General features: G+C 64.7%; 18 protein-coding genes. 13 read left to right on the top strand and 5 right to left on the bottom strand.

Translation table 11 applies throughout. The features are described from left to right. Window positions 1-2: 2 nt before the first annotated feature. The gene (locus tag RH950_RS02975; protein ID WP_350053547.1) at window positions 3-2,300 is read right to left on the bottom strand and encodes a heavy metal translocating P-type ATPase; all 2,298 of its coding nucleotides are present in this window, start codon (window positions 2,298-2,300) and stop codon (window positions 3-5) included. Window positions 2,301-2,395: 95 nt separating this feature from the next. On the opposite strand from RH950_RS02975, the gene RH950_RS02970 reads away from it, so the two are divergent. Both RH950_RS02970 and RH950_RS02965 read left to right on the top strand, forming a co-directional pair. Beyond that, window positions 2,396-2,881 carry a Crp/Fnr family transcriptional regulator gene (locus RH950_RS02970; RefSeq protein ID WP_350053545.1) on the top strand — a complete coding sequence of 162 codons (486 nt, stop codon included), beginning with the start codon at window positions 2,396-2,398 and terminating at the stop codon, window positions 2,879-2,881. Continuing rightward, window positions 2,878-3,753: a beta-keto acid cleavage family enzyme gene (locus RH950_RS02965; RefSeq protein ID WP_350053543.1), complete on the top strand. Its 876-nt coding sequence runs from the start codon at window positions 2,878-2,880 to the stop codon at window positions 3,751-3,753. Before RH950_RS02970 ends, RH950_RS02965 begins: the two co-directional genes overlap by 4 nt. A 135-nt stretch (window positions 3,754-3,888) precedes the next feature. Here RH950_RS02965 and lepA read toward each other — a convergent pair whose 3' ends face one another. Both lepA and RH950_RS02955 read right to left on the bottom strand, forming a co-directional pair. After that, entirely contained in the window at window positions 3,889-5,691 is a 1,803-nt protein-coding gene (gene lepA / locus RH950_RS02960; RefSeq protein WP_350053541.1) for a translation elongation factor 4, read from the bottom strand. An 89-nt stretch (window positions 5,692-5,780) separates the two neighbouring features. Then, window positions 5,781-6,770: a lipid A deacylase LpxR family protein gene (locus RH950_RS02955; protein WP_350053539.1), complete on the bottom strand. Its 990-nt coding sequence runs from the start codon at window positions 6,768-6,770 to the stop codon at window positions 5,781-5,783. 163 nt (window positions 6,771-6,933) lie between these two features. Here RH950_RS02955 and pcaD point away from each other — a divergent pair, with 163 nt between their 5' ends. After that, window positions 6,934-7,719 carry a 3-oxoadipate enol-lactonase gene (gene pcaD, locus RH950_RS02950; RefSeq protein ID WP_350053537.1) on the top strand — a complete coding sequence of 262 codons (786 nt, stop codon included), beginning with the start codon at window positions 6,934-6,936 and terminating at the stop codon, window positions 7,717-7,719. A gap of 74 nt (window positions 7,720-7,793) precedes the next feature. Continuing rightward, entirely contained in the window at window positions 7,794-8,429 is a 636-nt protein-coding gene (locus tag RH950_RS02945; protein WP_350053535.1) for a LysE family translocator, read from the top strand. 67 nt (window positions 8,430-8,496) lie between these two features. Here the strand turns inward: RH950_RS02945 and RH950_RS02940 are convergent, their stop codons facing one another. After that, window positions 8,497-9,699: a pyridoxal phosphate-dependent aminotransferase gene (locus RH950_RS02940; RefSeq protein ID WP_350053533.1), complete on the bottom strand. Its 1,203-nt coding sequence runs from the start codon at window positions 9,697-9,699 to the stop codon at window positions 8,497-8,499. Window positions 9,700-9,912: 213 nt separating this feature from the next. Between RH950_RS02940 and RH950_RS02935 the strand changes: the two genes are divergently transcribed. The 9 genes from RH950_RS02935 to RH950_RS02895 all read left to right on the top strand — a co-directional run bounded on the left by RH950_RS02935 (window position 9,913) and on the right by RH950_RS02895 (window position 17,155). Beyond that, window positions 9,913-10,395 (top strand): hypothetical protein, encoded by a 483-nt coding sequence (locus tag RH950_RS02935; RefSeq protein ID WP_350053531.1) that lies wholly within the window; start codon window positions 9,913-9,915, stop codon window positions 10,393-10,395. 64 nt (window positions 10,396-10,459) lie between these two features. Beyond that, the gene (locus RH950_RS02930) at window positions 10,460-11,722 is read left to right on the top strand and encodes an MFS transporter (RefSeq protein ID WP_350053529.1); all 1,263 of its coding nucleotides are present in this window, start codon (window positions 10,460-10,462) and stop codon (window positions 11,720-11,722) included. Beyond that, complete coding sequence (locus tag RH950_RS02925) at window positions 11,712-12,569, top strand: metallophosphoesterase family protein (RefSeq protein WP_350053527.1); 858 nt, start codon at window positions 11,712-11,714, stop codon at window positions 12,567-12,569. Before RH950_RS02930 ends, RH950_RS02925 begins: the two co-directional genes overlap by 11 nt. A 58-nt stretch (window positions 12,570-12,627) precedes the next feature. Further along, a complete protein-coding gene (locus RH950_RS02920; protein WP_350053525.1) occupies window positions 12,628-12,855 on the top strand; it encodes a hypothetical protein in 228 nt (75 codons plus the stop codon). A gap of 179 nt (window positions 12,856-13,034) precedes the next feature. Beyond that, window positions 13,035-13,568, top strand: a complete 534-nt coding sequence (gene ppa, locus RH950_RS02915; protein WP_350053523.1) for an inorganic diphosphatase — start codon at window positions 13,035-13,037, stop codon at window positions 13,566-13,568. 154 nt (window positions 13,569-13,722) lie between these two features. Continuing rightward, window positions 13,723-15,234 (top strand): glycerol kinase GlpK, encoded by a 1,512-nt coding sequence (gene glpK, locus RH950_RS02910; RefSeq protein ID WP_350053521.1) that lies wholly within the window; start codon window positions 13,723-13,725, stop codon window positions 15,232-15,234. A 20-nt stretch (window positions 15,235-15,254) separates the two neighbouring features. Beyond that, entirely contained in the window at window positions 15,255-15,452 is a 198-nt protein-coding gene (locus tag RH950_RS02905; protein ID WP_350053519.1) for a DUF2238 domain-containing protein, read from the top strand. Continuing rightward, on the top strand, window positions 15,362-15,889 hold the full coding sequence (locus RH950_RS02900; protein WP_502889699.1) for a DUF2238 domain-containing protein: 528 nt from the start codon (window positions 15,362-15,364) through the stop codon (window positions 15,887-15,889). Before RH950_RS02905 ends, RH950_RS02900 begins: the two co-directional genes overlap by 91 nt. Window positions 15,890-16,036: 147 nt before the next feature. Then, window positions 16,037-17,155 carry a GGDEF domain-containing protein gene (locus RH950_RS02895; RefSeq protein ID WP_350053517.1) on the top strand — a complete coding sequence of 373 codons (1,119 nt, stop codon included), beginning with the start codon at window positions 16,037-16,039 and terminating at the stop codon, window positions 17,153-17,155. Here RH950_RS02895 and RH950_RS02890 read toward each other — a convergent pair. Beyond that, complete coding sequence (locus RH950_RS02890; RefSeq protein ID WP_350053515.1) at window positions 17,152-17,829, bottom strand: glutathione S-transferase family protein; 678 nt, start codon at window positions 17,827-17,829, stop codon at window positions 17,152-17,154. The genes RH950_RS02895 and RH950_RS02890 overlap by 4 nt on opposite strands. Window positions 17,830-17,845: the final 16 nt, after the last annotated feature.

The following is a 17,845-nucleotide window of genomic DNA, read 5'->3' as shown; positions in this document are numbered from 1 at the left end:
GCTCAGCCTGCCGCATAATCGAAGATGTCCTCTTCCTGGGCATTATGGATGCGCACGAGGGCGTCGACGGATTCGATGATGCGCTGGGCGTCCCGGATCAGGTAGCGGTCGGCTTCGTCCTCGTTGACGCCGGTCACCAGCCGGTCGAGCAGCCGGCCGAGATGTTGGATTTCCCGATGCGCCCGGCTCATCGCGGCCAGCCCATGCGCATTGCCGAGATGGGGCACGAGTTGCGGATAGACCGTGACCTCGTCCTCCCGCTCGTGCGGCACGATCTCGTCATTGATGATCCGGTTGGCATCGGCGATATGGGCCAGCGCCTCGGCGCCGACGGCATCGTCGAGGGCGTCGGCATGGGCCCGCAGCTGGTCGAGCCAGGTTTCCACATCCTGATGTTCCTCAAGCAGCCGCCGGGCGGCTTCCTCGGGCAGATTCCGGCGCCGGCCGAGACCCGGCGGCACCAGCGCCCTCAGCGCGTTCAGGATGACCGCGACGTCGATGGCTTCCTGCAGGATGGCGCCGGCGACCGGGGTCAGGTGGCCGGCGGCGGCAAAGCCCATGGCGACGAGGGACAGGGCCATGCCGGCGACGATGCTCTCGATGGCGATGCGCCGGGAGCGTTTGGCGATGGCGATGGCGTCCGCCACCCGGTCGAGCCGGTCGACCAGGACCACGGCATCGGCGGCTTCCGAGCTGGCGCTGGCCCCGCGCGCGCCCATGGCGATGCCGATATCGGCGGCGGCCAGGGCCGGCGCGTCATTGATGCCGTCCCCGACCATCAGGGTGGGATGGCGCTTTTTCTCGAACTCGACCGCATCGACCTTGTCGGCGGGCACCCGGTTGGCCAGCACCGCATCCAGATCGAGCGCGGCGCCGATGGTCTCGGCCGAATCCGCATGGTCGCCGGTGACCATGACGATGCGGCCGATCCCGGCCTCGCGCAGGGCGCGGATGGCGCGCGGGGCTTCCCGGCGCAGGCTGTCGCCGAGCAGCAGGGCGCCGACCAGCTCGCCGTCGATGGTGACGAACACGGACAGGGCCGAGCGCCAGGAGGCCCGGCGCTGGGCCCGGTCCACCCATATCGCACGCTGATTGCCGCCGGTGGTCATGGTCAGGCTGCCGGCGGCGATCCGTCTGCCCTCGACCATGCCGGCAAGGCCGGCGCCGAGATCCTCGCGCACATCGGTCGGCGGCACCAGGCTCAGGCCCCGGGCCTCGGCGGCGTTGACGATGGCCTGGGCGATGACATGGTGCGAGGCCTGCTCCAGGCAGGCGGCGAGACGCAGCACCTCGTTGGGATCGATGCCGGGCGCGGTTTCCACCGCGACCAGCCGGGCCCCGCCGACGGTCAGGGTGCCGGTCTTGTCGAACAGGATGGTATGGACCCGGGCCAGGGCTTCCAGAGCGGCGCCGCCCTTCACCAGCACGCCGCGCCGGGCGGCCTGGGAGACCCCGGAGATGAAGGCGACCGGGGCGGCCAGGATCAGCGGGCAGGGTGTGGCGACGACCAGCACGGCAAGACCGCGCACCGGGTCGCCGGACAGGATCCAGGCGCCGCCTGCAACCACGATTGCCAGCGGCAGCAGCAGCAGGGCGAAACGGTCGGCCAGCCGGATGAAAGGCGCCCGCGTGGTCTGCGCCGCCGTGACCATGGCAACGATCCCGGCATAGGTGCTTTCGCTGGCCGTGGCGGTGGCCTGCAGGGTGAAGGGCACGCCCGCATTGATGGCGCCGCTGCGCACCGGCTCGCCGGCATGGCGCTGCACCGGGATCGGCTCGCCCGTGAGGGCGGACTCGTCGATCACGATGTTCGACTCGGTGCCGTTCTGCAGGATGACGCCGTCGACCGGAACGATCTCGCCGGTACGAACCAGCAGCCGGTCGCGCTCCGCCACCTGCTCGACCGGAATATCCTCGAGCGTGCCGTCGATATGGCGATGCGCGATGCGGGGCGCCCGGTCGGTCAGGCTCTTCAGGTTGCGCTCCGCCCGGGAGACGGCGAAATCCTCCAGGACGTTGCCGCCGGCATACATGCAGGCAACGACAATACCCGCCAGGGTCTCGCCGAGCGCCAGGGCGGCCGACATGGACAGCAGCGCGACCGCATCCACGCCCATCCGTCCGGCCAGCAGATCCCGCACCATGCTGACCGCCAGGCTGACGACGACGGGCAGGGTGGCGAGCCCCCAGATCCAGGTCGCCGCGCGGTCTTCGCCGAGCTGCCAGGTCACCAGCCCGGCGGCGAGGCCGGCGCAGGCGATGCCGATCAGCAAGCGGCCCAGAATACGTGTTGAAATCATGCTACTCTCTGTCACCCTGTGGGGCGGGTCATTGCGTTCGCCTGACGGTCGATGCGACGCATTAAAAGGCATTGCGTATTAACGGGGGTTTACCGATGCAATATAAAGAACCGCCGACACGGCGCTACAGCAAAGGCCAGAAGATCTTTGTCGAGGGCGATGAGTCGCGGGAAGCCTTCATCCTGCGCCGCGGATCGGTCGAGGTCTCGATCGGCACGGGCAATGAGCGCAAGGTGCTCGACGTCATCACCGCCAACCAGATGTTCGGCGAGATGGGGCTGATCGGCAATACGCCGCGCACGGCCACGATCCGGTGCCTGGAAGAGACCGAGGTGACCGTGGTCGAGCGGGAGATGATCGAGGTCAAGATCCGCGAGATGGATCCCTATATCCGGTATCTCATGCAATCCCTGATCGACCGGCTGAACCGGACCTCCAGGAAGGTCACGCATTCGCACCGGCAGCCTCTGGATATGCTGCCCCGTGTGCAGAAGCAGCCCGCCCGCCGGCCGAAAGAGGGCAAGCCGGACGATACGGCGAAAACCGGGGCCGGCGGGCCGCCGAAGACGGACGCGTCGTGAGCAGGGTCTGGCTGGAGGCGGCCGTCAACGGTCCGTGGACCCGGAAAAACCAGCCCGCCATCCCGGTTTCGCCGGAAGAGATCGCCGCCGACTGCATCGCCTGCGCGAAGGCGGGCGCGGCGATCGTGCATTTCCACCCCTATGACATTGAAACCGGCCTGCAGGTCGACACGACCGAGGCCTATGCCGAAGTGATCGAACGGGTCCGCCAGGTCGACGAGAGGGTGATCATTTACGGCACCCTGCCGATGGCCGGCCTGCCGAACGTCTCCGACACGATGAGCCCGGCCGCGCGCTTCGCCCATGTGAAGGGCCTGGCCGAACGCGGCCTGATCGAGTGGAGCGTGGTCGATCCCGGCAGCACCAACATCACCCACGATGCCTGGATCGCCGAGGGCCGGGAGGGCTTCACCTATCTCAACCCGGAAAGCCATGTCCGCTACGGGCTGGAACTCTGCCGCGAGAAGGGCCTGCACCCGAGCTACGCCATCTACGAGCCCGGCTTCATCCGCCAGGGCGCGGCCCTGCACCGGGCCTTTCCCGGCTGCCCGACCCCGCTCTACCGCTACATGTTCTCCGACCGCCTGACCTTCAGCTTCCCGCCGGAAATCTACGCGCTGGAGGCCTACAATACGCTACGTGAGGAAGAGGCGCCCGGCACCCCCTGGATGGTGGCCGGCCTCGCTGTCGACATCCGCCCGCTGATTGCGCCCGCGGTGGAGCGCGGCGGCCATGTTCGCGTCGGTCTGGAAGACCAGCCGTTCGGGGTGGAGGCGACGAATGTCGCACTGGTGGAGGAAGCGGCGACGCTGATCGCGGCGGCGGGCGGCACGCTGGCAACGCCGGACGAGGTGCGGGCGGGGTTGCGGTAGTCGGTCGGTCAACCACAGCCGTCATCCCGGCCTCGGAGCCGGGATCTTCGGGATCGCAGGGAGCAGGCGTCGAAAGATCCCGGATCGGGGTCCGGGATGACTGTTATGGCTGGGGGATAAAGGCAGAGCCTCGCCCTAGCTATCGCCCATCTTCAGGGCTTCGATGAAGGCGCTCTGCGGGATGTCGACATTGCCGAACTGCCGCATCTTCTTTTTGCCTTCCTTCTGCTTCTCCAGCAGCTTCTTCTTCCGGCTGATGTCGCCGCCATAGCATTTCGCGGTGACGTCCTTGCGCATGGCGCTGACGGTCTCGCGGGCGATGACCTTGCCGCCGATCGCCGCCTGAATGGCGATCTTGAAGAGCTGCCGGGGGATCAGGTCCTTCAGCCGGGCGCACATGGCCCGGCCCCGGAACTCGGCCTGGTTGCGGTGGACGATCATGGAGAGGGCGTCCATCGGCTCCTGGTTCACCAGCACGCTGAGCTTCACCAGATCGCCTTCCTCGTAGCTCTCCAGCGCATAGTCGAAGCTGGCATAGCCGCGCGAGATGCTTTTCAGCCGGTCGTAGAAATCGAACACCACCTCGTTCAGCGGCAGCTTGTAGACCGCCATGGCCCGGCTGCCGACATAGGTCAGCTCGATCTGCTCGCCGCGCCGCTCGGTGCAGAGCGAGAGGACGGGGCCGAGATACTCGTCCGGCACCATGATCGTCGCCTTGATCCAGGGCTCCTCGATGCTTTCGATCCGCATCACGTCCGGCATGTCCGCCGGATTGTGCAGCTCGATCTGCTCGCCCTTGGTCAGGTTGATGCGGTAAACCACGCTCGGCGCGGTGGTGATCAGGTCGAGATTGAACTCGCGCTCCAGCCGCTCCTGGATGATCTCCAGATGCAGCAGGCCGAGGAAGCCGCAGCGGAAGCCGAAGCCGAGCGCGGCGGAGCTTTCCGCCTCGAAGCTGAAGCTGGCATCGTTCAGGCGGAGCTTCTCCAGGCTGTCGCGCAGATCCGGATAATCGTTGGCGTCGACCGGGAACAGGCCGCAGAACACCACCGGGATGCTCGGCTTGAAGCCGGGCAGCGGGGTGTCGCAGGGGCGCTTTTCCTCGGTGATGGTGTCACCGACCTGGCAATCCGCCACGGTCTTGATCGAGGCGCTCATGAAGCCGAGCTCGCCCGGGCCGAGTTCCTTGAATTCTGTCAGCTTCGGCGTGAAGGCGCCGACCTTCTCGACCAGATGCGTGGCACCGGTCTGCATCAGCTTGATCTTCTGGCCCTTCTTCAGCACGCCCTGGCGCACCCGGACCAGCGCCATGACGCCGAGATAGCTGTCGTACCAGCTGTCGACCAGCATGGCCTGCAGCGGTTTCTCGCGGTCGCCTGTCGGCGCCGGCAGGCGCTGCACCAGCGCTTCCAGCACGGCCTTGATGTTCAGGCCGGTCTTGGCCGAGATCTCGATGGCGTCGGAGGTGTCGATGCCGATCACATCCTCGATCTGCTCCTTCACCCGGGGCACGTCGGCGGCGGGCAGGTCGACCTTGTTCAGCACCGGGATGATCTCGTGGTCCTGCTCGATGGCCTGATAGACATTGGCCAAAGTCTGGGCCTCGACGCCCTGGCTGGCATCGACCACCAGGATCGAGCCCTCGCAGGCGGCCAGCGAGCGGCTGACCTCGTAGGCGAAGTCGACATGGCCCGGCGTGTCCATCAGGTTGATCTGATAGGTCTCGCCATTGTCGGCGGTGTAGTACAGCCGGACGGTCTGCGCCTTGATGGTGATACCGCGCTCGCGCTCGATATCCATGCTGTCGAGCACCTGCTCCTTCATCTCCCGGTCGGCGAGGCCGCCGCAGAGCTGGATGAGCCGGTCGGCCAGCGTGGACTTGCCGTGGTCGATATGGGCGATGATCGCGAAGTTGCGGATATGGCTGAGGTCGGTCATGTAGGGCAAATACCGTCAAAGTTGCTGGCCGGGAAAATAGGGCCGACCGGGCATTGTGGCAATGCGGAAACGATGGAGGCTGCCCTGCTTCAGAAACTGTAGGCCACGCCGAGGGAGCCGAAACTGGAAAAGTCCTGGTCGTTGGCGAATTCCGGCGTGCGGATGACCTGGGTCAGGGAGACCCGGGCCCGGCCGACATTGAAGACGATTCCGTAGGTGAAATCGCCCACCATCAGCTTCCTGTCGACCGAAGGGCTGTCCTGGAAAGTATTGCCGTCGAGGAAGATGTTGCGGCCGACCATCCGGCCCTCGATCCCGGCAAAAAGGTACCAGCCGAAATCCTCGCTGGGCGCGAAATACCCCGAGCCCGGCGTGCTCGGCTGGATGCGCGGCGGCCCGTAATCGCCTGCCGGCAGATCCTTGCCGAAGCGCACCATCATGCCCGCGTTCGCATGGGTGAAGACATTGCCGAGCGCGCCGCCGATATAGGGCGAGGCATCGATCTGGTAGCCGTAGGGGGCGCCGAGCAGACGTTCCGCCCATTTATGTTCCGCCGTCAGCAGCAGGGCCGGCTCGTTCTTCAGCTGGGAGTCCCAGCCCCGCGGCTCGCGGGTATCGATCAGGCTGTGCACGAAGCTCTGTACCGGCTCGCCCATGGCGGCCGGGCCGACCACGCCGAGGCTGAGCTGCAGCGAGGTCACGCTCTTGCCGGTATCGGCGAGCACGCCCACGGCGCCATAGAGCCAGGCCCCGTAGGGCCGGTCCGCCGGGTCGGGGTTCTTCCGCTCGATATCCTGCGGCGTGTAAAGATTCTGGCCGAGCTGGTAGGTCACCCGGATATCCGCGCCCGGATCGATGAAAGGCGCCACCGCGTAGCGGACGCCATGGGGCACCCGGTTCAAGGTGTCGGTCCATTGCAGGGCGACACCATTGGTGTAATCGCGGTCGGCGCCGTTGACCAGATCGTTCTCGACCGTCAGGGTCACGGCGCTGCCGGCGGGTTCCTGCTCCGCCTGGACCGGTGCGGTGCACAGCATGAATGTCACAGCGGTCGCGGCCGCCAGGCGGTTCATTTTCATCGATTTTCCGGCACCAAATGACTTAGTTCCAAAGCGGATAGAGACCGCTTCCGCAACAATATACCGGACGTGATTGCCACGTCACGCCATCACCGCGCAGACTGCGCATTCCGTCGGCCGGCCCGGAGCGCCGGCGCCGGCGCAAGAAACCCGAGAGGACGCCATGCCGCATATAGATGCCAACGGAATCAGACTGCATTACCGGATCGACGGGGCCGAGGACGGGCGGCCGCTGCTGCTGTCCAATTCGCTCGCCTCCAACCTGAATATGTGGGACCCGCAGATCGCCGACCTGACGGCGGCCGGGTTCCGGGTGATCCGCTATGACAGCCGGGGGCACGGCCAGTCCGACGCGCCGGACGGGGCCTATTCCATCGAGATGCTGGCCGAGGATGCGGTGGCGCTGCTCGACGGACTCGGCATTGCACGGGTGGATTATTGCGGACTTTCCAAGGGCGGCATGGTCGGCCAGATGCTCGGGGTGAAGCACCGGGACCGGGTGAGCAAGCTGATCCTGGCCGATACCGGTGCGTATATGCCGACCCGGGAAATGTGGGATGGCCGGGTTCTGACGGTGCAGAAGGGCGGCATGGCAGCCGTTGTGGACGGAACCATCGAACGCTGGTTCACCCCGGCGAGCCGGCAGGCGATGAAGGCGGATATCGGCAAGGTCCGGGAGATGATCCTCGGTACCCCGCCGCAGGGTTTCATCGGCTGCTGCCGGGCCATCCAGGCGATGGACCAGCGCGGCACCATCGGCGGCATCGACACGCCGACACTGGTCATTGTCGGCGCCGAGGACCCGGCGACCACGCCGGAACAGGCCCGGGAAATCCACGGGCTGATCACGGGCTCCGGATATGTCGAGATCCCGGAAGCGGCGCATTTCTCGAATTTCGAGCAGCCGGCGGCCTTTACCAAGGCAATGCTGGGGTTTCTCAAAGCCTGACCTTCGACCGTTCTTGCGGCGTGACTGCTTTTCTGTACTGTCTTCGAGATTCAGTTTGATGGGAACCGAGTACGATGCTGGATTCGCTCTCACCGGAATTTCTGTTAACCGCCCTGCTCGTCGTGCTCGCTCCCGGAACGGGCGTGATCTACACTCTTTCCTACGGCCTGTTCGGTCGTCGGGGGCAGAGCATGACCGCAGCCCTCGGATGCACGTTCGGCATCGTTCCGCATTTGCTGGCGAGTGTGCTCGGACTGGCGGCGTTGCTGCATACGAGTGCACTGGCGTTCCAGGCCGTCAAGCTGCTGGGCGTTGCCTATCTACTCTACCTTGCCTGGGGGCTCTGGCGGGAAAGCGGTGCGCTTGCGGTCGCCCGTCCGGATGAGGAGCACGGCTCCACCAAAGGGCATCTCCGGATCATGGCGCGGGGCGCGCTGATCAATATCCTCAACCCAAAGCTCTCGATCTTTTTTCTCGCTTTCCTGCCGCAATTTGTCCCCGAAGCCGCACCGGATGCGATGGCGCGCTTCTTCCTGCTTGCGATCACTTTCATGGTCATGACGTTCGCGGTGTTCGTGATCTACGGTCTTGCGGCGGAGCAGGTCAGCCAGCGCGTTCTTGCCTCGGCAAGGGCGATGCGCTGGCTGCAAAGAACCTTCGCGGCGGCCTTTGCCGGTTTCGCGGTCAAACTGGCACTGACAGATCGCTGATCCGCTATAAGAAAACGCCGCCCGGGACAAATCGGGCGGCGTCTTCGTTTTCCTGTGTCCAAGACGCTCAGCGCAGTGCGGCGCAGGCCCGCTGGATGCGTTCGCAGGCATCCTCCAGAATGGAATCGGAGGTCGCGTAGGAAATCCGGAAATGCGGGCTGAGCCCGAAGGCCTCGCCATGCACGGCCGCGACGCCTTCGGCTTCGAGCAGATAAGTGCAGAAATCCTCGTCATTCCCGATCACCTTGCCGTCGGGCGTCGTCTTGCCGATGACGCCGGCACAGGACGGATAGACGTAGAAGGCGCCGTCCGGGGTCGGGCAGTTCAGGCCACTGGCCTGGTTCAGCATGGAGACCACGAGATCGCGGCGGGCCTGGAAGGCCTTGTTGTTCTCGGCGATGAAGTCCTGCGGGCCGTCCAGCGCGGCGATAGAGGCGGCTTGGCTGATGGAGGACGGGTTCGAGGTCGACTGGGACTGGATCTTGCGGATCGCGGTGATCAGCTCGACCGGGCCGGCGGCGAAGCCGATGCGCCAGCCGGTCATGCAGAAGGCCTTGGACATGCCGTTCACGGTCAGCGTCCGGTCATACAGGCCGGGCTCGACTTCCGCCGGGGTACAGAATTCGAAATCGTCATAGACCAGGCGCTCATACATGTCGTCGGTCATGACATAGACGTGCGGGTGCTTCATCAGCACGTCCGTTACCTTCTTCATGTCTTCGCGGGTATAGCCGGCGCCGGACGGGTTCGACGGGCTGTTCAGGATGATCCATTTGGTCTTCGGCGTGATCGCCTTTTCCAGATCTTCCGGCTGCAGCTTGAAGTCCATCTCCTGCGGGCAGGGGACGATGACCGGCTCGCCCTCGGCGAGCAGGACCATGTCCGGATAGGAGACCCAGTAGGGCGCCGGGATGATGACCTCGTCGCCCGGGTTGAGCGTGGCCATCAGCGCGTTGTAGAGCACCTGCTTGCCGCCGGTGCCGACGGTGATCTGGTTGCGCGCATAGTCGAGATTGTTGTCGCGCTTGAACTTGCGGCAGATCGCGTCCTTCAGCTCGGGCGTGCCGTCCGGATCGGTGTAGCGGGTGTCGCCGCGCTTCATGGCGTCGATGGCGGCCTCGATGATATGCGCCGGAGTGTCGAAATCCGGCTCGCCGGCGGAGAGGCCGATGACGTCGCCGCCCGCGGCTTTCAGCTCGCGCGCCTTGGCGCTGATGGCGATGGTGGGGGACGGCTTGATTCGGCCGAGACGGTCAGCGATGAAGCTCATTATTTCCTCGGAAAGGCTGGCGGGTAAGACGGAACTGAGAGCCTACGCCCGGCCTTCCGTGCATTCAAGGGCGCGAATGTCCCGATTTTCGGCTGGGATTAAAGTGGATTTCGGCTGGACAGCGGCGCGCGAGCACGGGATTCTCTCGAAATCCGTTAAGACCGCTCAGAGATTCACCACAACTTAAAGAGTTTAAGGTGTAAGAACAACGCCATGGACCCGATGCGTCGCTCAGAACACAAGATCCCCCGCGTTGGCACGCTTGACCGCGATGTCTGGGTGCGCGAACTCGTGCGCTCGATGTGCGACGCGGTGATCGATGTCGACGAGCTTGAGATGCGCCGGCTGGAGCAGTTTCTCTGCGGCCTGATGCATTATCTGCTCGGCAAGGTGCATGACCGGCCGGAATTCCGCCGCGAGGACGCGATCTGGCGCGGCAAGCACGGCATGCTGCCGCTGATGGGCGGCATGATGGACCGGTACCGGAACATGCCCCGCAAGCCGGGAACAGAGCCGGTGCGGCAATGGCTGAACGATATGTTCGACGAGGCCACGAACTCGAAATACAATCCGGTCTGCGTCAAGGCGTTCCGCCTCCTGGCCCGAGTCGAGCATGACGATCTCGAGAATATGCTGCACAACGCGTCCTGCGTGGTGCTTCTCGCACTCGGGCAGAAAGCCACCCTGGACGACTAGGGGCTCCGGGCGGCCGAGGGGTGCGCTGTTTTCTAGCCGGCGGCTTTCGCCTGGGAACCAAGAGATGTCTTTCGCGACCTCAGCGGCACGCTTCTGCCAGGCGTTCCGGAACCGTGACTATACGATCTATTGTGTCGGCAGCAGCCTCACGGTCATCGGCCTGTGGATGCAGCGGATCGCGGTCGGCTGGGTCACCTGGGAGCTGACGGAGAGTGCGACCTGGCTCGGCATCGTCGCCTTCGCCGAGCTCTTTCCGGTCGTCATTCTCAGCCCGTTCGCCGGGACCATGGCCGACCGGATGAACCGGCTCACCATTGCCCGGGTGGCGCAATGTCTCAACATGCTCCAGGCCACGGTGCTGACCGTGCTGACCCTGACCGGGGCGCTGACCATCTGGTGGCTGTTCTCCCTCGCCCTGTTTGCCGGCATCGTGGTGTCCTTCTGGCAGCCGGCCCGGATGGCGATGATCCCGAACCTGGTGCGGCGCGAGGACATGGCCTCGGCGGTGGCGATCAATTCGGTGATCTTCAACGCCGCCCGTTTTATCGGACCGCCGATCGCCGGCATCCTCATCGTCGGCTATGGCGCCGGCTATGCCTTTCTCGGCAATGCCATCAGCTACATCCCGTTCATCGTGGCCCTGTTCATGATCCGCCCGCGCATGGATGTGAATGTGAAGAAGTCCCGGGCGGGCCTGTTCGCGCAGATGTTCGAGGGATACCGGTACGCATTGACCCATCCCGGCATCGGTCCGATGCTGGTCCTGATGCTGGTGACCTGCATTGCCATGCGCCCGGTTTTCGAACTGTTGCCGGGCTTCGCCGCGGAGATCTTCGGCCGCGGTGCCGAGGGGCTTTCCATGATGGCGACCGCGACCGGCATCGGCGCTGTGATCGGCGGGATCTATCTCGGACAGCGCAACGGTCTGGAAGGCCTGGTACAGCTTTCCCTGGTGAGTGTGGCGGCGATGATCGGCGCGTTGCTGGTGTTCAGCCAGACCTCTAATTTCTGGGTCGCGCTTGTCGCCCTGGCTGTCGCCGGCGCCGCCATGGTCACCCATGGCGCGGGATCGCAGACCCTGATCCAGTCCGCCGTCGAGGAAGGCATGCGCGGCCGGGTGGTCGCGCTCTACGGCATGCTGTTCCGCGGCGGCCCGGCCATCGGCGCCCTGCTCATGGGCTGGGTGTCCGACTGGGCCGGGTTGCAATGGCCGCTGGTGGTGGGCTGTGCGGCGGCGAGCATTGCCCTGTTCTGGATCATCGGGCGCCGGACGACCATGCGCGAGGCGATGGAAGCCCGTCGCGGGGAGGCCGGTTGTGACGGATGAGCCCGGCGCTATCCGGCTCTGGGCCATCGCCGACCTGCATCTCGCGGCAGAGGAAAACAGGGCTGCGCTGGCCGGAATTCCCGACCATGGCGCCGACTGGCTGATCCTGGCCGGCGATATTGCCGAGCGCGAGGAACTTTTCGTCGATGCGCTGGCGCTGCTCGGGACCCGGTTCGGAAAGCTGATCTGGGTGCCGGGAAACCACGATCTCTGGACCGACCGGCGGCCAGGATCGGCGGCCTTGCGCGGGGATGCGCGTTACCGCCATCTGGTTGGTCTGGCCCGGCAGGCCGGTGCGGTGACGCCGGAAGATCCCTATCTCCGGTGGCCCGGCGATCCCGACGCCGCCCCGGTCTTCATCGCGCCGCTGTTCCTGCTCTACGATTACAGCTTCCGTCCGGACGACGTACCGCTTTCGGAACTGAAAAGCTGGGTGCGGCAGAGGCACGCCGTGCCGGTGGATGAACTGCTGCTCGATCCCGATCCCTTCGAGGACCGGCCGGCCTGGTGCGCGGCCCGCTGTGCCGAGACCGAGGCCCGGCTGGCGGCGTTGCCTGACGGCGCCCGGACCGTGCTGATCAATCACTGGCCCTTGCGGGAAGACCTGATCCGGATCCCGCGGGTGCCGCGGTTTCTGCCCTGGTGCGGCACCCGGACCACCCGGGACTGGCACCGCCGTTTCCGGGCGTCGGAAGTGGTGACCGGTCACCTGCATACCCGCCGGACGGACGTCATCGACGGTACCCGCTTCCACGAGGTCTCACTCGGCTATCCCCGGCAATGGGACCAGCTGCGCGGGATAGGGGCTTATCTCCGGGATGTGACCCCCGAAAACGCAAAAGGTTGAAATGATCTCCCTGCGTGCGAGGATGGCAGGAAATCAACCGTCTCGGGGGAAATGACCTATGCGCACCGTTGAACTGAGTCTCGAATTCGAAGCGGCCGAAAGCCTCCAGATGCTCTTGAACGGGAGCAAGATCTCCGAGGACATGCGCGCACATCTTGGCAGACTGGTTGAGAATGCCATCGCTGAAGCCGCTGCACCGGCCGGCAAGGACCCGGCACCACGCTATGTTGGCGAACACGGGGAGCCCAACCCGAAGACCCTTGGAAAGCCTGACGGCAGCAGGTAGCCGGGTGGCCTGATTTCCGGGATTTCTCCATAGCTGCGTCCATTCGACACTTGACCTTCGTGCCGCATTGCCGCAAATGCTGCGCCGCAACAGTTTTCAATCGCCAATCCGATATGCGGCGGGAATACCGATTTCCGGGATGTGCCCCAAAGGCATCCCGGGCGAATGGAGCAAGACCCTTGGACGTAAGTAAGATCTCGACCGGCCCGAATCCGCCATATGAAGTTCACGCCGTTATTGAAATTCCGCAGGGCGGCGTTCCGGTGAAGTACGAGCTGGACAAGGATTCCGGCGCGATGATGGTCGACCGGTTCCTGCACACCGCCATGTTCTATCCGGCGAATTACGGTTTCATTCCGAACACGCTTTCCGATGACGGCGACCCTGCGGATATCCTCGTCATCACCGGCTCCGGCGTTATTCCGGGGGCTGTCATCCCGTGCCGCCCGATCGGGGTTGTGCATCTGGAAGACGAAGCCGGCATGGATGAGAAGATCATCGCTGTGCCGGTCGAGAAGCTGCATCCCTATTATGCCGGGGTGAAGAGCTACCGGGACATGCCGGAAATCCTGATCCAGCAGATCGTCCATTTCTTCGAGCACTACAAGGATCTGGAACAGGACAAGTGGGTGAAGTTCATCGAGATGGGTGATGCCGAGGCGGCCCGGACCACGATCCTGGAAGCCATCGAGCGGGCGAAAGCCGCGAAGTAACGCGCTTCTCTCCGAAAATCCGGTTTAAATGCAGCCGCGTCGTCCCGAGAGGGGCGGCGCGGTTTTGTTTGTGCTGGAAAGCCGCCGCCGGGACAGGCTATTGAATCCACCGGCGCCTGGTGCGCCGGGGCAAGTTTGCCCTAGGGAGGATCAGATGAACACAGCCGCCAAGGCTGGCAATGACCGGCTCATTCTCGCGCTCGATCAGGGAACCACCTCGAGCCGGGCCATCATTTTCGATGCGAATACCCGTGTGGCCGTGGTTTCGCAGCAGGAGTTCCGGCAGCATTTTCCGCGCTCCGGCTGGGTCGAGCACGATCCGGAGGACCTCTGGCGCACCACGGTTGAAACCGCCCGCGACGCGATCGCGAAGGTCGGCGGGGCGGAGCGGATCGCCGCCATCGGCATCACCAACCAGCGCGAGACGACTGTGGTCTGGGACCGGCGCACCGGCAAGGCCGTCGCCAACGCCATCGTCTGGCAGGACCGGCGCACGGCACCGTTTTGCGCGCGCCTGAAGGAGGCCGGTCACGAAGCGCTCTTCACGGCCCGGACGGGCCTCTTGCTCGATCCCTATTTCAGCGGCACCAAGATCGCCTGGATTCTCGACAATGTGGAGGGCGTGCGGGCGCTGGCCGAGGCCGGGCATCTGGCTTTCGGCACGGTGGACAGCTGGCTGATCTGGCGGCTGACCGGCGGCACGGTGCATGCGACCGACGCGACCAACGCCTCGCGCACGCTGCTCTACGACATCAACAAGGGCACCTGGGACGAAGAGCTTCTCGGTCTACTCGGCGTTCCCGCCTCCATGCTGCCGGAGGTGAAAGATTCCTCGGCAGATTTCGGGCAAACGGACACGGATCTCTTCGGCGCGCCGATTCCGATCTCCGGTGTTGCCGGCGACCAGCAGGCGGCAACGGTCGGTCAGGCCTGCTTCGAGACCGGCATGATGAAATCGACCTACGGGACCGGCTGCTTCGCGCTGCTGAACACGGGCACGGTTCCGGTGTCATCCTCCAACCGGCTGCTGACAACGATTGCCTACCAGCTTGGCGGGACGCCGACCTATGCCCTGGAAGGCTCGATCTTCGTGGCGGGCGCCGCCGTACAATGGCTGCGCGACGGGCTCGGCCTGATCGGCGATGCCTCCGAAAGCGCGACGCTGGCCGAGCAGGCGGACGCGGCGCACCGGGTCTATCTGGTGCCGGCCTTCACCGGCCTCGGCGCGCCGTACTGGGACGCGGAAGCCCGTGGTGCGCTCTACGGCCTGACCCGGGCGTCCGGGCCGGCCGATTTCGCCCGCGCGGCGCTGGAAAGTGTCGGCTACCAGACCCGCGACCTGCTGGAGGCGATGCGCAGCGACTGGCGGTCGGCAGACGGCGACACCGTGCTCCGGGTCGATGGCGGCATGGTGGGGTCGGACTGGACCATGCAGTTCCTCGCCGACATACTTGGCTCGCCGGTCGACCGGCCGGTGGTGACCGAAACCACGGCGCTTGGTGCCGCCTATCTCGCCGGATTGCGTCACGCCTATTTTCCGGCACCCGCCGCCATGGCCGAGCATTGGGCCCGCGAACGCCGCTTCGAGCCGGGCATGAGCATGGAGGTCCGCGACGATCTTTATGCCGGCTGGCGCGATGCCGTGCGCCGGACGCTCTCGAGCTGACGGGGGAGCCCGGGATACGCATGAGCCAGAGAAGCAATGACGCGGACAGGCCGCTGCTGGCGGCAACTCTGCTGGTTGCCGTGGTCTGTCTCTGGTCCTACCTGGATGCCCGCGATCCGCTGACCTGGTGGATGGAGGCGGCCCCCGTGCTGATTGTCTATCCACTGCTCTGGGGCGTCAGGCGGCGTTTCCGGACACGGGGCTGCTCAATGTTCTGATTGCCGTGCATGCGATGGTCCTGCTGGTCGGCGCGCACTACACCTATGCCGAGGTTCCGCTCTTCGACTGGGTGCGCGACACCTTCGGATTCGAGCGCAATCACTACGACCGGGTCGGGCATCTGGCCCAGGGCTTCGTTCCGGCCATCGCCATCCGGGAATTGCTGCTGCGAACATCACCGCTCCGGCCGGGCCGCTGGCTGTTCTCGATCGTTCTGTTTTGCGCGCTCGGTATCAGCGCGACCTACGAGCTGATCGAATGGCTTGCCGCCATTCTGGTCGGGCAGGGGGCGGAGGCATTTCTCGGCACCCAGGGAGATCCCTGGGATACCCAGACGGACATGGCGCTGGCCGGACTCGGAGCCATCCTGGCGCAGATGGTTCTGGGCCGGACGCATGAAACGCAGCTCAGGAAAGAGGATCAGATTGTTATCTGATTCATCGTGCTTTTAGGGTATCAGACAGGTTGTCCCGGCCGAGTGTCCAAGCCGACTTCATAAACCACAGGCAGTCCATATGCGGGGCCCGAAGAGCGGCCGTCCGCAAGGATACCCGGTGTTGCGTTCGATACGCGGAAAGTACCCATGAACAAGAGCGCCAAGACCGATGATCAAGAGGGCACGATATATAGCGGTGAGTATTTCGCCTATGTGCGCGGCCTGTTCGCGGCAGCATCCGTTCTCGGCGTTGCGGAACTCTGCCTGAATTTCGACTGGTTCCTGGGCGTGCCTCTCTGGCTCAAGGTCGTCAGGGTTTCACTGACGGTGATTGCGATCGGCTACTGGCTGGGCGCGCCGCGTTACGATCCAGTGCTGCGCCACGCTTTCAAGGTTGGCCTGCTGTTTCTTTTCCTGCGGATCCTGACACTGTCCCATGCGGCGGAGCCGATGAATGTGGCATTCTATTTCCCCGTCGCACTGATCGCCTTGATGACGATTGCCACGACCCGGCGCGAGGTTTGGGCGGCTTTGGCGATCTGCGTGGTTTCGTTCCTGATCGCGAGGGCCGGAGACCTGCCGGTCCGGGCATATCTGGGACTCTCCCTGGTGTCGGGCTTCGCCGGCTATTTCGGCCTGTCGTTTCTGCGGTTCCGGGCACGGCTTTTTGAGCTCCTGGCACTGCTGAAAGATCAGACCAGGACCGACCAGCTGACCGGCCTGAAGAATCGCCGGGCATTGCAGGACGATATCGAGAGCGGTTTCCGGCTGCTCGAGAGTGACGGCACGGGTTTCAGCCTTCTCCTGATCGATGTCGATCATTTCAAGAAGGTGAACGACCGCTATGGGCATGGTGCCGGAGACGCGATCCTGAAGTTACTGGCGAGCGAGATCCGCCATGATGTCAGAGCCATGGATCCGGTCTATGCCGGCGCCGGCACTGTGTACCGCTTTGGCGGCGAGGAATTCGCGGTGATCCTGCCGAACACGGATCTGGAGGGTGCCAGTGTCGCGGCTGAACGGCTGCGCCGGCGCATTCATGCGAAGCAGTTTCAGGCCGACCCGCTGGAGAGCCCCATCCCGGGCGGCGGCGTGACGATTTCCATCGGTGTTGCCGGCGCGGAACCGGGATCGGGCTGGAGCGAGGTGTACAGCGCTGCCGACCAGGCCCTCTACCGGGCGAAGGATCTCGGTCGGAACCGTGTCGAGCGGGCCGATCAGCAGCCCCGGAATGGTGACGGATCGAATTTGGCCATTGCCGGTTAGGTATTGGCGTTGGCCGCCAGCAATTCCGAGATATAGCTCCCCCGGGCGTTCAGAAACCTGCGCAGGTCGGACGCATAGGTCGGAGCCACGGCTCCGGCGACCGAGGGACGGCGCGCCAGGTTTCCCCGCCAGGCCGAGACTTTTGAACTGCGATCGATGATGCCGGTGATGCCGAGCTGGTCGAAAATGTCGAAATAGCGGAAGACGGGCCCGTAGACCGAGTCGACCAAGCTGAAGGCGGACCCATCGAAATAGGGCGCGGCGACGATTCTGTGCTCCAGCTGTGCAAACCGGTTTCGCAATGCATGTGCCTCGTTTTCGAAGATGCCGGCGTCCGCCGCATTGTAAAGCCGGGCGATGCCGTTCAGGACTGCCGAGCCGAACTCGATCCAGGCACGGTGGTCGGCGCGTTCCAGTGGATCTGCCGGGTGCAGCGCCGGTGGCGCCGTGTCTTCCAGATATTCGAGGATCACTGAGGAGTCGAAGAGTGCCTTGTCGCCTACCTTGAGCACTGGCGTCTTGCCGAGCGGGGAGAGACGCAGAAACCAGTCCGGCTTGTCGGCGAGATCGATATCGATGCGCTCAAAAGGAACGTTTTTCTCTGCCAGGGAAATTACCGCGCGTTGCACATAGGGGCAGAGTGTGTGGCTGATCAAGGTGAGTTGGGCGGTCATGTTGTCGCTCCTCGTG

It is taken from the genome of Nisaea sp. (genome assembly GCF_040217065.1).
GTDB lineage: Bacteria > Pseudomonadota > Alphaproteobacteria > Thalassobaculales > Thalassobaculaceae > Nisaea.
This window is presented reverse-complemented; position numbering and strand designations above follow the sequence as displayed.

Excerpts from the sequence above, each read along its gene's own strand:
- RH950_RS02975 (WP_350053547.1), bottom strand. The coding sequence starts at position 2,300 with ATGATTTCAACACGTATTCTGGGCCGCTTGCTGATCGGCATCGCCTGC.
- RH950_RS02970 (WP_350053545.1), top strand. The coding sequence starts at position 2,396 with ATGCAATATAAAGAACCGCCGACACGGCGCTACAGCAAAGGCCAGAAG.
- lepA (WP_350053541.1), bottom strand. The coding sequence starts at position 5,691 with ATGACCGACCTCAGCCATATCCGCAACTTCGCGATCATCGCCCATATC.
- RH950_RS02955 (WP_350053539.1), bottom strand. The coding sequence starts at position 6,770 with ATGAAAATGAACCGCCTGGCGGCCGCGACCGCTGTGACATTCATGCTG.
- pcaD (WP_350053537.1), top strand. The coding sequence starts at position 6,934 with ATGCCGCATATAGATGCCAACGGAATCAGACTGCATTACCGGATCGAC.
- RH950_RS02945 (WP_350053535.1), top strand. The coding sequence starts at position 7,794 with ATGCTGGATTCGCTCTCACCGGAATTTCTGTTAACCGCCCTGCTCGTC.
- RH950_RS02940 (WP_350053533.1), bottom strand. The coding sequence starts at position 9,699 with ATGAGCTTCATCGCTGACCGTCTCGGCCGAATCAAGCCGTCCCCCACC.
- RH950_RS02935 (WP_350053531.1), top strand. The coding sequence starts at position 9,913 with ATGGACCCGATGCGTCGCTCAGAACACAAGATCCCCCGCGTTGGCACG.
- RH950_RS02930 (WP_350053529.1), top strand. The coding sequence starts at position 10,460 with ATGTCTTTCGCGACCTCAGCGGCACGCTTCTGCCAGGCGTTCCGGAAC.
- RH950_RS02920 (WP_350053525.1), top strand. The coding sequence starts at position 12,628 with ATGCGCACCGTTGAACTGAGTCTCGAATTCGAAGCGGCCGAAAGCCTC.
- glpK (WP_350053521.1), top strand. The coding sequence starts at position 13,723 with ATGAACACAGCCGCCAAGGCTGGCAATGACCGGCTCATTCTCGCGCTC.
- RH950_RS02905 (WP_350053519.1), top strand. The coding sequence starts at position 15,255 with ATGAGCCAGAGAAGCAATGACGCGGACAGGCCGCTGCTGGCGGCAACT.
- RH950_RS02895 (WP_350053517.1), top strand. The coding sequence starts at position 16,037 with ATGAACAAGAGCGCCAAGACCGATGATCAAGAGGGCACGATATATAGC.
- RH950_RS02890 (WP_350053515.1), bottom strand. The coding sequence starts at position 17,829 with ATGACCGCCCAACTCACCTTGATCAGCCACACACTCTGCCCCTATGTG.